This window comes from Flexithrix dorotheae DSM 6795, assembly GCF_000379765.1.
In the GTDB taxonomy this organism is placed as follows: Bacteria; Bacteroidota; Bacteroidia; order Cytophagales; family Flammeovirgaceae; genus Flexithrix; species Flexithrix dorotheae.
This window is the reverse complement of sequence record NZ_KB903442.1, coordinates 71,612-87,485: the sequence shown is the minus strand read 5'-3', so window position 1 is coordinate 87,485 and position 15,874 is coordinate 71,612. Positions and strand designations below refer to the sequence as shown.

Here is a 15,874-nt window from a genome sequence, read left to right as displayed (position 1 = left end):
AGGTAAGAACAATTTTAAAAATAAATGGAAATGAAGAATTTTAATTCGTTATTGCTATTAATAATACTATCTCTTTTTGGTTGTCAGGACTATTTTGACCTTGAACGACCTCCCCAAAATCAATGGACAACCGTTGAAGAATTCGAAAGGGTACCTATTGCCTTATATGCCAGCGTTTATGGAGGAGATAATTGGAATATTCCTTATGTGAATTATTCCCTTTTTAAAACCAGTGCCGGAGATGATGTGGCTTGGGTGAAGGATGCTAGTTGGGGATATTGGAGAAATACTTCAGAACATAATCAATGGTCGAAAAGGAATTTCAATTTGCTTTATCGTACAATTGGCGCAGCTAATGATGCCCTTTCTTTTGTAGAGGATCATGATGGAAATCCCTACCCAGATGCTAGTCCTGAAGATATTGCAAATGATTTTAACAGGATTTTAGGTGAAATTTATTTTATGCGAGGTATGGCTTATTATTATCTGCAAACCACTTTTGGTCATGCCTATCAGCCAGGAGGAGGGAATAATAATCCTGATATCCCATTGCGGACGGAATATCCAAGTTCTCTGGAAGAAGCACGTAATCCAAAAATTGGTACCACTGAGGAAATATTCACTTTTATTCTTGAAGATTTTAAAAAAGCCGCAGAATTACTTCCTGAACAGTATATTGATGGATTGCACCACCCAAGTTATATAGTAAGAGCCAATAAATTTGCGGCTATCTCAATGATAATGAAAACCCAATTTTTAAGAGGAGAATACACAGAAGCTCTTCAGGCAGCCAATATCATAATCGATGAAAATAAGGGTGTTTATGATTTATCCGAAGATCCGATTGAAGCTTTTAATAAAAGTGGTTTGGATAGGGGAAGAGAAGTGATTTTTTACCTTCCTTTTTATGATAATACGCTTTCTACACCACATCACCTAAGTGTGCTGAACCATACTTATGAAAATAACACAATGTGTAACTGGAGTGAAACCAGAATGTCGATTACTGCTATAAGAGCATTGAACTGGATGGATAATCCTAAAAATGACACAACTATCAATCAGACGGCTTGGAGAGATAAAAGATTTACCCAGTTGATGGCGGTAAGGTATCCAAAAAGTTTGGCCAAACCCGGACAACAGTTTGACTCTAGAGGAGAAATTCAGAATGAGACAACGATCTGGCCGTTTAAATTTTACAGAGGACCAGGCCTATTTAATACCAATGTGCCATTAATCAGGCTGGCTGAAATTTACCTTACCCGTTCTATTCTCCGATTTAATAAAGGAGATTTAGCCGGAGCTGCACAGGATTTTAATATGGTAAGAAAAAGGGCTTGGGATGAATCTGTTGCCGGACCATATGAGGAAATTTCTGCTGGAAACCTAACCGCAGAAATGATTCATAATGAAAGGTTAATTGAAATGTTCAATGAGGCTGATCGGGTGGAATATCTGAGAGCACTAAAAATGGATATTCCCAATGGGGACAGAGGGGCAGGAAGTGAGCCATATACCAGTGATGCCTTCATCTGGGCTATTCCGGTAGATGAAAAAATCTACAATGAAAATCTAAACTGATGATTGAAATACGGATAGGGAGGAAACCTTTTCTCCCTGTCAATTTTCCTTACCCATTCCGACCAACCAACTGATTTACATGAGAGTTTTCATTTTTTTACTATTTATAATGGTAAGCACCAGTTGCGATCAAGAGGATAGAGTTTTGCCAAAAATAGGAAGTTTTGTCCTGGTTTACCCGGCACTTAATAGTGTCGATATTGAATACCAACCGATCTTTAAATGGGCTCCAGCCGAAAATGCTACGTACTATGATTTAGTAGTCTCCAAACATGAAAATCTGATTGAGCCAATTATTGATATTCAGGAAATAACTGGTATAACATACGAAACTCAGGCCTTGCTTGAAAATGGTACAAATTATTATTGGCAAGTAAGAGCAATAGCAAAAAATGAAAACGAAGAAAAGATGGAACTCAGTCCTGTATTTTCATTTCGGACTGAAATAGCTCCTCCATCTCCTTCGCCACAAATTTCAAAATATTTTGTATCTCCTCAGGGTATTGATAACCCTGATGGAGGTACTATGAATCAACCTTTTAAAACATTGGGGTATGCGGCCAAAATGATTCCCCAAAATGAGGGAGATACCATTTTTTTAAAAGCCGGTGAATACATTGAAACCGAACCAGCTGAAATTCCGGAAGGAGTAAGCGTAATTGGTGAGGGGCAGGATTTGGTCATTTTAAAATCTTCCGGAGTGAGCATGAACCCGGATATTGATGTCAATCATCCAGACTTTAAACTTTGGTATGATGGCGCATTAATTCAACTGGTTTCCCCCAACCGCGAATTCTTCAGAAAGAAAAATAGTGATGTTTTACCTCCAAGGGAAGGAAATCAGGTGCTGGCCAACTTTACTATTGATGGCGATCAAAAACAGCTCAAAGCCGGATTATGGGTGGAAAACAGGCATAATGTTACCCTGCACCATGTAAGCTTTAAGGATATTGCCATGCGTGGAGCGGTGGTTGCAGCAGGAGATAAACACTGGTTTAAAGAACCGGAATATTACCTGAAAGGTATAAAAATCCATGACTGTGTTTTTGAAAATGCCGGGAAAGACCTTGAAAATGAGTCGGTAGGTAATTTGAACATTGCCCAACTTGATGGCGCAGAAATTTACAATATTGATATTAAAGACAATGAGGGGTATGGACTGAAGTTTATTTATGATGGTTATTTTAAAAACTGTATCTTTCACAATATCTCTACCGAACTTAGTGAATCCGACCAGTTATGGGGGGAGGATATTGGAATTGAACTTTGGAACCTCGGCCCTGGAAATGAATTGTATAATATTGAGGCTAATACCTGGCTTTCTCTGGTAAATCATGCAGAAATTTTCGCTGAAAAAGAGGAACAATTAAATTTTAAATTACACGAGGTAAAAATAATTGACTTGGATGGGGAAAGTGGAAAAGAAGGTATAGAAGTGGGAACGCCCCATGTGGAAATAAGTAATTGTTTTATTGAAGACAAGGGTTTTGGAATTGCAGTCTGGAATATGGGAAGAGAAGATATCCTCATTAGAAATAACATTATCCGAAATAATACACAAAAGCAAAATTGGGCAGGTGGTCCGGCCATTTATATTGATAATAGTCAAAAATGGGATTTCAATGATATCAAAATCTACAATAATGTATTTTATAATCACCATATTGGCGTAAACATACAAGGGGAGAGAATCAAGGATATCTTTATAAAAAATAATTTGTTTATTCTTTCAGAAACAGCAGAAGTTTCAGCCAGTACGGGGAGTATCTATTTCCACCACAATTACAAATACCAAATTGAAGATTTAAATTGGTATTTTTCCGGAGAAATAGATACCCTTAATAATTATTCTGGTGATCCACTGCTTCGACTAATTGGTGAAAAATGGGATACCTACTACCAACCAGTTTCAAGGAAAAGCCCTCTAATTGATGCGGGTGAGGATGTAGGAATTAAATATTTGGGAAATGCACCTGACATTGGTTTTTTTGAAAAGCATTGAACCTTATAATAAAATCGCATACAATTCAAATTGTATTTAATCTGGAAAAATCAAAATCCTGATAGGTTCCTCCTGCTATCCAGCTCAGAAGAAAAAAAATTTGGATTGGTTTATAAGCAGGTCTAACCATATAACATGGTATTTTAATTTTTTTTTGTACATTTGGATTATACACCCCAACTTAATTAACAATTGAAGATTAGATTTTTTCCACTGATCTTTTACCCTTGATGTTATGAAGGTAAATTCCAAATATGAAAATGAACGAATAAAAAAATTCGAAGATTTGTTCCGTGAGTTTTTTAAACCACTTGTTCTTTTCTCTAAAAAATATGTGAAATCGGAGGAGATTGCCAAAGATGTGGTGTCGGATGTATTTTTCAATTTATGGAATTATAAAACAGATTTTGAGGAAGTAAAGGATATCAAAACATATCTTTATAAGGCATCCAAAAATCAGTGCCTCAGGTACATAGAAAAAAATGTTGAGCTATTTCACATTGAAGGAAAGGAGTTTTCCAAAGATTTTGCCATCGAAAATTTTAACCCGGAAAATGAATTACGGTATAACGAACTCCGGAAAAAATTGGATGAAGTGGTAGAAAACCTTCCACCTAAATGTAAAATTATTTTTAAACATTTGAAGGAAGATGGCTTGAAATACCATGAGGTGGCAGAAATACTTGACATCTCTAAAAGTGCAGTAAAAAAACAGCTTGTAAAGGCCATGGAACGTATTAGAGCTTGTATTACCGATCATTTTAATGAAGATCAGCATAAGGCAAAAGAACCTTCTAAAATAATATCCATCAAATCTCTTTTCATATTTTTTTCATTTTTTTTCGGATAGAGGGTACCCTCTTTTCTCAATTTTTACTCTTCCTATTATAAACTAATGAAAAATGGAGAGTATAGACGAAATCATTTTTGCCGACCTTAATGGCATACCAATTTCCCCGGAGGAAAGAGAGAAATTGGACAAATGGTTATCAGTGGAGGATAATCGAAGAGAATATTCCTTTCTTACGCAGTATTGGAGAGAGGATAATTCTAATTTACAGCAACTGGAGGATAGCTCCTGGGATAAATTAAAGAAAAGAGTTACTGAAAAACAGAATTTCAAGTCTTCCAAAACCTCTGGTAATAAGGTGAATTTATTGACCAGAAATGTCGCTTTCTATTTTTATCGAATTGCCGCGGTATTGGTTTTACTGGCCGGAGCTTACCTGTTTCACCTCGACTTTAGTAAAGTACAGCCGGAGCAAATTAACCAGGAATTATTCACACTAAAAGAAAATAAAAAGGGAATTCGCTCTACTTTAAAACTGCCTGACGGTACCATGGTGAAGTTGAATGTGAATAGTAAACTTAAAGTTCCCAATCAATTTAAACCGGATGAGCGGAGAGTTTACCTGGAAGGTGAAGCTTATTTTGATGTGGTGAAGGATTCTACCAGACCATTTATTATTGAATCTGGAGATTTGCAGACAACGGTAAAAGGTACCTCGTTTAATGTGAATGCCTACCCGAAAAATAACAAAGTACAAGTTGCTGTAGCCGAAGGCCTGGTAGAAGTGAAAAGTAAGGGTAAAAAACTTTTACTTGCTGAAAACGAAGCTGCAGAACTGGACCTGGAGAAGGAGCTTTTAGAAAGGGTGAGTTTTAATAAAAATGCCATTGCCTGGAAAGATGGAATTTTGATTTTTAATAATACAAATCTAAAAGAACTATTCTCAGATATCGAAAATTGGTATGGGGTAAAAATTGTTTTGGGAAAAGATATAAAAATGCTGGAGAAAATTACAGCCAGCTATGATAATGCCTCACTCAAAACTGTACTCGAATCAATTAGTTATTCAGCGAATTTTAAATATGAAATTAATGGAGATGTTGTTACAATTTACTAAATGCCTATGATTAAAATCACTTCAATAAAATAAAAAAACCTGATTGCTTTCAATTTTGGCGAATGGATAAGCAACCAGGCTATTAAAATCAATGATGAAATATTTTTCACCACAAACTTATGTAAATATATGAAATTGAAAATTTTACGACAAATAATAAAAATGTCGAAGTGGACTTTTATTGGTATCTGCATGCAAACTATATTTTGCAGCATGTTACTGGCAAGCGAAATTAAAGCACAAAGGAGTATTAGGGATATCTACCTGACTATTGCCTTTGAGGATAGCTCTATTGAAGAAGTGTTTCAGGAGATTGAGTCCAAAACTCAATTCTTGTTTACTTATAATCAAAGCATAAAAAAATCAAAAGAAAAGTATAACGTAAGTTTCCGGAATAAGTCATTGGATGAGGTCCTTCAATATTTTTCCAATAATTCTGATTTGAATTTTAAAAGGGTAAACAATCAGATTAGTGTGAAGAAAGCAACACTCATTCATGCACCTGAAATCATTGAAGAAATAATTAATCAGGTTAAAATTACAGGTACAGTTACTGGAGCAGAGGATGGAGAACCTTTGCCTGGTGTAAGTATTTTAATTAAAGGAACTTCTGTTGGAACAACAACCGACATTGATGGGAATTATACCATCCAGGCTACGGAAGGAGCCACTTTACAATATAGTTATATTGGATATGTGACACAGGAAGTTCAGTTGGGATCACAATCCGTATTAAATGTTGCGCTTGAGGCTGATTTAGCCCAATTGGAAGAAGTGGTGGTAATTGGTTATGGTACCAGAGAAAAGAAAGACTTAACAGGAGCAGTTGGTAGTATGGGTTCTAAGGATATTGAGAAAAGTAACTCCATGACACCCGAACTGGCAATGCAGGGAAGAATGGCTGGTGTATTAGTAACTACCCCTAGTGGTAACCCACAAGACAGACCTGATATTCAGATAAGGGGAATTGGTACATTCAATAATAGAGAGCCTTTATACGTAATTGACGGAGTACCTGTTTGGGAGTTTGGTAGTGGTTTTGAAGGACAGGGAGATGAAGGAGCAAGAGCCAGAGATTTGAGAGGCCCGGTAAATATTTTAACCCTGATTAACCCTTCTGATATTGAATCTATTTCCGTATTAAAAGATGCTTCTGCAGCGGCAATTTATGGCGTAAGAGCAGCAAATGGTGTAATTTTAATTACAACCAAAAAAGGAAGAGAAGGGAGTGCCAAGATTGATTTTAATTATAAAACTGGGATAAAAAATATTCCAAAAACCTATGATTTATTAGGTGTACCTGAATACACCGCATTATACCAGGAAGCATATAGAAATAATCCTAATTTGCTTTCTACCATGCCGGCTGTATTTAATCCATCTGATACACTAACAAGAGGACTTTATGATGCTTATCTGGGCGATAAACCTAGTATTGACTGGCAGGACCCTATGTTGAATAAAAATGCGGCTTTAAGAGATTATAGTGTAAAAATATATGGTGGTACAGAAAACGTGGATTACTATATTGGCGGAGGTTATTCTTATCAGGAAGGACCCCTCATCAATAATTTTATGGAAAGATATTCCTTCTCAACCAATGTAAATGCAAAGGCAGGAAAACATTTTGAAGCAGGAACTACCCTGAAAATTTCTTATCTGGAATCAAAAAATCAATCTCCTGATTTATCCAATGCTGTAGGCGCACCAGCCTGGCAGCCAATCAGAGCGGAAGATGATTATTATGCAGGAAATATTCCTGATGGTGTAAATGCTTATGGTTATGCTACATCTATTGATACAACTATTTCACCCAATCCCAATCATCCAAATTTTGGGGGAGAAGGTCAGCTTGATAAAACACCTATTTATAATCAGGATGTAACGCTAAAATATGGTCCTGAAACTGAAGGAAATGTTTTTGCCATGAGTGACTCCCGGTTGAGAGATGATAAATTCGAATATTTAAGGGGGATAGGTTCTGTTTATGCAGCCGTTAAATTTTTAGATGGATTCAAATTAAAAGGGAGCTACTCGGTAGACTGGTATTACCAAAAAAGGAATCAGTGGATCAGCATTGACAGAGACTGGTATAGAATTACCTCTTCCAATTTCTGGGATGCCGGGGACAGATCAGGAACTACAAAAGGAAGTTATGGGGAAAGACATTCTCGAAATTTTAATCTCTTGGGAGAAATTACCCTTAATTATAACAAATTCTTTGGGAATCATAACATAGATGTGGTATTGTCTTTCATGGACCAGCGATATGGAATGGATGTGGCGGCTGTTGGTTCAGACCAGATCATTATTGATAATCCAGATAGAAGATTTGTTCCTGAACAAACAGCTTATGCCAATGGGGGTTCAACTATTTTTTCTAATGGGGCATTACAAGGCTACATGGGTAGGGCAAGTTACAACTATAATAGTAAATACTATCTTGATGTAACTGTCAGAAGAGATGGAAGTTATAAATTTGCTCCCGATTACAGATGGGGTACCTTTCCATCGGTGGCAGCCGCATGGAGGATTACTTCTGAAGAATTCATGAGTCAAGCTTCATTTTTGAATGATTTGAAAATGAGAGCTGGCTGGGGTCAGTTAGGAAATCAGGAAACCAGGGCATTTGCTTATTTATCATCCGTAAATACTTATCCTCAATATTCATTTGGTTCAATTGCCGGAAATGCTGAAGGAACAACCAGAAATGGTTCGTTTTTACCAGATTTTCCTACCACCGAATTAAGTTGGGAAACAACGACCACTACCAATGTTGGTTTTGATGGAATTGCGCTTAACAACAAGCTTACTTTTACGGTAGAATGGTTTGAGCGACAAACTTCTGATATTTTACAAGAAGTTGAACTTTCACCTTCTGTAGGCGTAAAAACAGCCCCAATTCTTAACCTTGCTAAGGTTAGAAATCGGGGATGGGAATTCCAGGTAGGTTGGTCAGATAATATTGGTGATTTCAGTTATTCTATTGGAGGTAATTTTACCACAGTAAATAATGAAGTATTGGAGGTGTGGAGAGATCAGCCATTTTTTGGAAATGGAGGCAGAGTAGCAGTTGGTCAGCCAATGTATCATTTATGGGGATACAAAACAGGAGGAATTTTCCAGACGGAAGATGAAGTGAAAGCTTATCAGGAAGTCTATGAAGATCAAAATGCAGATAAAACATCAGTAAGTCCAGGAGATGTCTGGTTTCAGGATGTACACGGTGCACCTACAGAAGATGAGCCTTTCTTTAGTTCAACACCAGATAGTATTGTTAATTCCAATGACAGAACTTATATCGGAAACACCATCCCAACTCATTATTATGGAGCAAATATTGGTGCTAGTTGGAAAGGGTTTGATTTATCAATTTTCTTTCAGGGAATTGGTGGATTGGATAAATACAATGACGCTTTAAGACAGGGTGTAGATATGGGCAACAGAGGTATTAATCAGTGGGTAAACATAAGAAACAGATGGACCCCTGAAAATCCTCATGCTTATGATCCTAATGATAAAGCGAATTCTCTTCCAAGAGCGGTGGCTGGAGATCCTTCAGGTAATAACCGATATTCAGACAGATTTGTGGAGCAAGCTGGATTTATGAGATTAAGGGATGTAACACTGGGTTATTCAGTTCCTCCAACTCTTTTATCAAAAACGGGTTGGATTGAAAGATTGAGGGTTTATGTATCTGGGCAAAACTTATGGACTGTAACCAATTGGTCTGGTCTTGATCCTGAGAATGATAAAGTACCTATCCCAAGAATATTATCATTAGGGGTGAATGCTACATTTTAAATTAGAAGCTTGTTTTTCCCTTAACTCCATCGACCTTATGGAGGTTAAGGGAAACCACCTGGATTCAAGATATTTTATTTAATAAAAAACATTTAAAGCAATGAAAATGAAATTCATTAAATCAATGATAGCTACAAGTGCATTAATTTTTCTATATGCATCATGTAGTCAGAACAGATTGGATGTAACACCTTTGAGTGAAACTGAACAGGATTATTATAAGGAAGAACTCCACTTTGTTGCGGCCATTGGAGCTACTTATGCAAAACTTGGTGATTTTTACTGGTATAATGCTAATAATCCTCAACATCAATTTTATCTATTACCTGGAGATGACGTGACTACAGATGGAGGTTATCCATTTGAAGTTTTCTCCACAGTTGAAGCTGGAGCAGGAGAGTTGGGATACCATTACCGATCTTCATATCTTTTAATTTCAAGAGCAAATACATTATTGCAAAAGCTTGATGATGAGGAGTTGACTAAAGTAATCACTACTCCAAATTTAAAAGAACAACTTAGAGGAGAAGCCCTGTTTTTAAGAGGGCATACTTATATGTATTTGTGGAATTATTTTGGTACAGCCCCTTTAATAGATGAAAGAATTTCTTCACAAGAAGGTATTACTCCTCCAAGTAGTGAAGGTACCCAGTTATTGGATCAGGCTATTGCAGATTTTGAAGAAGCTGCTGGTTTATTACCTGAATCCTGGCCAGTGTCTGATAATGGAAGAGTAACTAAAAATGCAGCAAACGGTATGCTTGGAAAGTCTTTGGTGATTAGAGGAAGCTGGAATAATTCACAAGAAGATTATAGCAAAGCTATTACTGCCTTTTCTAAAATAAATGGACCAGAACTTGTTGCTAATTTTGCTGATAACTTTAATGCTGCTACTGAGAACAATAAAGAATCTTTATTTGAATATCAATCTGGAAATGCAGGGGATGATAATGTCTGGTTAGATAATGATGACTTCGAATCGGTAGGTTCGTTTTCAGCCTATTGGGGATTTTTTAACAGCCATTGGAGCTTTTGGGCAGGAACTCCATTTTTGGCAACAGAAAAATTAGCGAACACATTTGAAGATGGAGATCCAAGAACTGTACTTACAGTGAATAAGGAAGATATGAAGTTTCAAAAATACTGGACTCTCGATCAGATGGCGAATACGGGAGTAGGCTCTTTAAATAACCCAAGAATATTGAGATATGCCGATGTATTATTGCTTTGGGCTGAAGCTTTAAATGAAACAGGAAATCAGGCTGGAGCGGTTGAAAAGATAAACGAAGTAAGAACCAGAGCTAGAAATATGGATACTACAGGAGTTCCGGCAAATCGACCAACTGGTTCACAAGGTGAAGTAAGATCATGGATTCAGGAAGAAAGATTTTTGGAACTGGCAGGGGAAGAAGGACACCGATGGGTAGACTTAAGAAGATGGCACAAAGCTGGTCATATTGACTTAAGTACTTTCGATTTTAGCTCAAGGAAAGAAAATTTCAGTATCAACTTACCTAAAAATCTATACTATCCCATTCCGATTTCGGAAACGGATAAAAATCCAAATGTGAAACAAAATCCTGGATATTAAAATCTGGATTTGTCATTATCAAGCGCCAAAAATGAAAGCAATATTTTTATTGCTTTCATTTTTTTTATACAGAGTTTGGGAAGGGAAAAGGGTTGTGATCTCCCAACTTACCAGAAGCCCTGAAATATCTTTGGGTATCTCACTGGATTTTTGTTCCTTTAGATTCATGGAAATGTTAATTTAGAGGTACAAACCTGGTATGAAAACCTATACTTGGTAGTGGCTATCGATCAATTATGCACTCAGTTAATTTGGGGTAATATAAAAATGCGCTTACTAACTTTATTCCTTATTGCCTCATTCTCTTCCACTTTTTGTTTTGCACAAGAAGTGGATCACAGGTTTGAGAATTTTACCATTGAAGAGGGTTTACCTCATAACTTGGTGCTTGATATCATGCAGGATGACCTGGGTGTGATATGGTTTTGGACGGAAGGTGGGCTGGCCAGATATGATGGCTATGGCTTTGAAAGTTATCATCTAAAGGACAATAAGTTTCCCTCTGTTATCCCGAAAGGAAATGAACATAGCAGTACTTTTTTAAACAACCAGATTTTCTTTCACAATAATAAAGAAGCCCTCCTTTTTGATCCGGTACAGGAAAGCACAAAACCCTTAACCATCGATTTGGGAAAAAACTGGACAAGTTACACAGCCAAAGATTCCTGTATCTGGCTTGGCACTCAGCACAGGGGATTACTCCATTATTCCAAAGATTTCGAACTCAGAGAAATTATTGATGAGACTAACTGCAGGGGTTTTCCATCCGGGAAACAAATAAAAAGTGTATATGAAGATTTTTCAGGAAATATCTGGATAAATATTTCGGCTGATACGGTTACGCTTTATAAAATTAATCCGATCGAGAAAACCATAAAGGGGTATCCCTGCTTAAAAGAAGAACATGGGGAAATTCTGGGACTTTCTGATACCATCAATTCAGCTGGAGTAAGGTCATTCTTGCAGTTAACACCGGAAGAACTTTGGATTGCCACCAACAATGGCCTGGTGCTTTTCAACTATCAAACAGAAAAGTTTTTACATTATCGGTATACCAAATTCAATGTTAACCATACCTATGCCGGAGCGATTGATTGCATGTTTTTTTACAAAAATCAGCTCTGGTGTGGCACCAGTGAAATTGGGGTCATGATTTTTGATCTTTCTACAAAAAAGTTTATCAAAAACTATCGGCATGATCCTTTGGATAAAAACAGCCTGATGGAAGGGCATATTCACGAATTTTATTATTCCAAAAAATTTGAAGATGGCGTATTATGGATAGCTACTTCAAATGGACTTTCAAAAGTAGATTTAGAACAAAAAGCCTTTAAAACTTATAGAGGAAAACCAAATAATCAGCAAGCGGTGAGTATTACCAATGTACGGTCTGTTTATGCAGATAAAAATACAATCTGGATTGGGAATGGTGGAAATGGAAATAATGTTTTGGATATTGTGAATAAACACACCGGAGTTGTATCCACTTTTAATTTTGATCCGGATAATCCTCAAACCCTCGGCAAAGGGGCTGTAGGTAGTATTGTAAAAAGACCTGATGGTAAATTCTGGATTTCCTCATGGTCGGGTTGGCTCAATTTATACGATCCTGCTACACAAAATATAAAAAGATGGAAAGCTTTTCATAACGACATTGGGCTAAATTCCTGGGCACTTGCAGAGGCAGAGGTAGATCAAAAAGGGAATTACTGGATTTCCAGTATTGGAGGAGGATTGCTAAAAATAATCAGAGGTAGCCAGAAAATAGATACAACTTATTATTTACCAAATGAAAAGAATTCAGAGGGATTTCCAAACCATACCATTCGGGATATTTATTTAGATCTAAAGTCCATTGATGAATTGCTATGGCTGGGAATAGATAATGGTTTTGCTAGTTTTAATCCTAAGAATGAGAACTTTAAGTATTATCCACAAAATAGGAAATTACCCTGTGATGTAGTTTCAGCTATTTACCGGGATAAAGATGGCATTTTCTGGCTGGGCATGGATGGTTGCGGCCTGGTAAGGCTTGATATTAATACCAATGATGTACAACATTGGACGGTGGAAGACGGTCTGCCATCCAACATTATTCTTTCAGTTTATGAAGATGAAAACGGTAGGCTATGGATGAGTACAAGCAATGGTATTTCAGTTTTCGATAGGGAACACCAAAGTTTTAAGAATTATTCCAAAGAAAATGGCCTGCCGGGCAATCAGTTTAACTGGGGAGCACATTTTCAGGATGAAAGTGGAAATATTTATTTTGGAGGGCTCAATGGTCTTACCGTATTCCAACCATCAGCCATAAAGGATAATCCATATGCACCGGAAGTTATTTTAACCGATCTTTATTTAAAAGGGGAAAAGATTGCCATTGGGGATACGATAAACGGGGAGGTAATCCTGACGGAAAATATTAGCACCACCAAAAATATTCAGATCAGTCATTTGAACAATGATTTCTCAATAGCCTTTGCAGCCATACATTTTGCCACGCCTTCTCAGAATAAATTCCAATACAAACTGGAAGGCTATGATGAGCATTGGCGTACAACGGGAGCCTCCAACCGTGAAGCTACTTATGCGAATTTGCCTGCCGGGACCTATCAGTTTATAGTAAGGGCAGGTAATCCGGATGGAAAATGGGGAAATCCCAAACAAAACCTGACCATTGAAATTTTACCACCCTGGTGGAGAACATGGTGGTTTAGAGGGTTGTTAATTATTAGCATTTTCACCATCGTTTATGCTTTTATAAAATGGAGAACTTTTAGCCTGCTTCAGCAGCGAAAGGAATTGGAAAATCAGGTAGCCCTTAAAACTTCCGAATTAAAAAAATCGAATGATATCTTAAAAAAACAACGAGAGGAGATTTTAGTGAGGAATGATTTTTTGAAGGAAAAGAATGAAAAAATAGAAGGAATTTCCCAAAAATTGCAGGAAGCCATACAGATCAGGACTAATTTTTTCACCAATATTTCCCATGAGTTCCGTACGCCACTTACCCTAATTATTGGCCCGCTGTCCAATGTTTTCAACAATGAAAAAATGCCACTCAGTAAGGTAAAAGCCCAAACCACTATCGCCTATAGAAATGCAAAAAGACTTTTGCGTTTGATTAACCAGTTGCTGGACATTTCCGAGCTGGATGCCGGTGTGATGAAATTGAGAATTACCGAAGGGGAATTGGTAGAATTCTGCCAGTCTATTGTCAATGCTTTTGAATACCGGGCAAAAAAGACCAGTATTTCCCTTGATTTTAAATCAACTGCACCCGTAATAAATGGCTATTTCGATGAAGACAAGATTGAAAAAGCTTTATACAATCTGATTTCCAATGCCTTTAAATTTACAGAAGCACATGGTAAAGTTAGAATGGAATTGCATATGGCGGATGAAAAAGGTTTAAAGGATTTTGGTTTTGCAAATATTTGCCCTGGCCGGAATGCGGTACTTATTGTAAAAGATACCGGAATCGGAATTCCGCAGGAGCAGCAGCAAAAGATTTTTGATCGCTTTCACAAAGTGGAAGATAAGGAAAGAAGGAAAATGGGAACCGGAATTGGGCTGGCTCTTTCCAAACAATTGATTGAAGTGCATAAAGGGGAAATTATCGTAAAAAGTGAGGAAGGATTTGGTACACAGTTTTCATTTTTTATACCCATCGATAAAACCCAATATCATAGTGATGAAGTAGAAGTACTTCCCTCCAAAATTGAACAAAGAATTAAGGATATTGAAGTGTTAGACAGGGAAATCACAACTGATGAAGAAAGCTTTCATCATGATTCCGGGAAGGAAAAACCAACTTTATTAATTGCTGAAGACAGTAGTGATATGCGTTTGTTTCTAAAATCTAACCTGGAGCAACATTTTAAGATAATACTGGCAGAAGATGGACAGAAAGCCTACGAAAAAGCCATTGATACCATTCCCGATTTTATCATTTCCGATTTAATGATGCCTCAGTTGAATGGCTATGGATTGTGCGAAAAACTGAGGGAACACGAAAATACCAGTCATATTCCTTTTATATTACTTACAGCCAAAAATGACGAAGAAGCTGAGATAAAAGGGTTTCATGCCGGAGCCGATGATTATATCACCAAGCCTTTTTCAGTGGAAATTCTGCACCTGAAAGTCAGTAAATTATTATCTCTAAAGCAGGCTTCCAAAGATAAATTTCAAAACGAAACAGAAATTAATTCAGATGAATTTACCCGTTCACCAATAGATAAAGCATTTTTGGAAAAGGCCTTAAAAATAGTGGAGGAAAATTACCAAAATTCTGGTTTTGGAGCAGACCAGTTTTGTGAATTAATGGCCATGAGCAAGCCCGTTATTTACCGAAAGTTAAAAAGCATCACCGGACAAACCCTAAACGAATTTCTAAGAGTAGAAAGACTGAAAAAAGCCAAAGTGTTACTCAAAACATCATCCTACAATATTTCCGAAATAGCCATAAATTGCGGCTTCAATTCCCTGGAATATTTCGTAAAAAGCTTTAAGAAAAAATACGGCAAAACCCCAAAGCAGTTTAGAGAGGTGAGTTGAGATATTAGGTGGAAGTTATTAATGAAATTAGAGGAAAATATTGAGGTAATCCCATAGGGATTAAACATGAATAGCCCCGCATGCAATGTGGGGTCAAGTTAAAACGAAGGAAACAACCCCAGAGATGGGGTTGAATGGTAACTAATACCACCACCCAAATTACCTCCTTACCCATTTTCTCTAATTCCTGTCTTATTTTATCGGGCTAAACCTGTTCAGAACCGAGAGAAAATAGTAGAGTTACTCCTGTCTCGATTTCTCAATATTTGCCGGATAATAATTGAAAATGAAGAAATCAACCAGAATGTCACTTATTGAAGTATGTTTTGCCATCGGTATTGCGATGCTAATAGTACTAGGCCTTTTTATTTGGTGACTTAATCGATTTACCTTACCAATTTTGGATAGGTAATTTTTCAAAAAAAGTTA

Annotated in this window: 8 protein-coding genes; 7 read left to right on the top strand and 1 reads right to left on the bottom strand. The window is 36.9% G+C overall.

Annotated elements, in window-relative coordinates:
- Positions 1–30 precede the first annotated feature (30 nt).
- The 6 genes from A3EM_RS0115205 (at position 31) to A3EM_RS0115170 (ending at position 10,885) form a co-directional block, all read left to right on the top strand.
- Positions 31–1,581 carry a RagB/SusD family nutrient uptake outer membrane protein gene (locus A3EM_RS0115205; protein WP_169513368.1) on the top strand — a complete coding sequence of 517 codons (1,551 nt, stop codon included), beginning with the start codon at positions 31–33 and terminating at the stop codon, positions 1,579–1,581.
- Positions 1,582–1,690: 109 nt separating this feature from the next.
- Entirely contained in the window at positions 1,691–3,583 is a 1,893-nt protein-coding gene (locus A3EM_RS0115200) for a right-handed parallel beta-helix repeat-containing protein (RefSeq protein ID WP_026210315.1), read from the top strand.
- A gap of 235 nt (positions 3,584–3,818) precedes the next feature.
- Positions 3,819–4,433, top strand: a complete 615-nt coding sequence (locus tag A3EM_RS45865) for an RNA polymerase sigma factor (protein WP_020529080.1) — start codon at positions 3,819–3,821, stop codon at positions 4,431–4,433.
- Between the two features lie 52 nt (positions 4,434–4,485).
- Entirely contained in the window at positions 4,486–5,490 is a 1,005-nt protein-coding gene (locus A3EM_RS0115185) for a FecR family protein (protein WP_020529079.1), read from the top strand.
- Between the two features lie 192 nt (positions 5,491–5,682).
- Positions 5,683–9,294, top strand: coding sequence for a SusC/RagA family TonB-linked outer membrane protein (locus A3EM_RS0115175; RefSeq protein WP_211211975.1), 3,612 nt, complete (start codon positions 5,683–5,685; stop codon positions 9,292–9,294).
- 106 nt (positions 9,295–9,400) lie between these two features.
- The gene (locus A3EM_RS0115170; protein WP_169513367.1) at positions 9,401–10,885 is read left to right on the top strand and encodes a RagB/SusD family nutrient uptake outer membrane protein; all 1,485 of its coding nucleotides are present in this window, start codon (positions 9,401–9,403) and stop codon (positions 10,883–10,885) included.
- An 18-nt stretch (positions 10,886–10,903) separates the two neighbouring features.
- Here A3EM_RS0115170 and A3EM_RS48050 read toward each other — a convergent pair whose 3' ends face one another.
- Positions 10,904–11,053 carry a hypothetical protein gene (locus A3EM_RS48050; protein WP_020529075.1) on the bottom strand — a complete coding sequence of 50 codons (150 nt, stop codon included), beginning with the start codon at positions 11,051–11,053 and terminating at the stop codon, positions 10,904–10,906.
- A gap of 99 nt (positions 11,054–11,152) precedes the next feature.
- Here A3EM_RS48050 and A3EM_RS0115160 point away from each other — a divergent pair, with 99 nt between their 5' ends.
- Complete coding sequence (locus A3EM_RS0115160) at positions 11,153–15,445, top strand: hybrid sensor histidine kinase/response regulator transcription factor (RefSeq protein WP_020529074.1); 4,293 nt, start codon at positions 11,153–11,155, stop codon at positions 15,443–15,445.
- Positions 15,446–15,874: the final 429 nt, after the last annotated feature.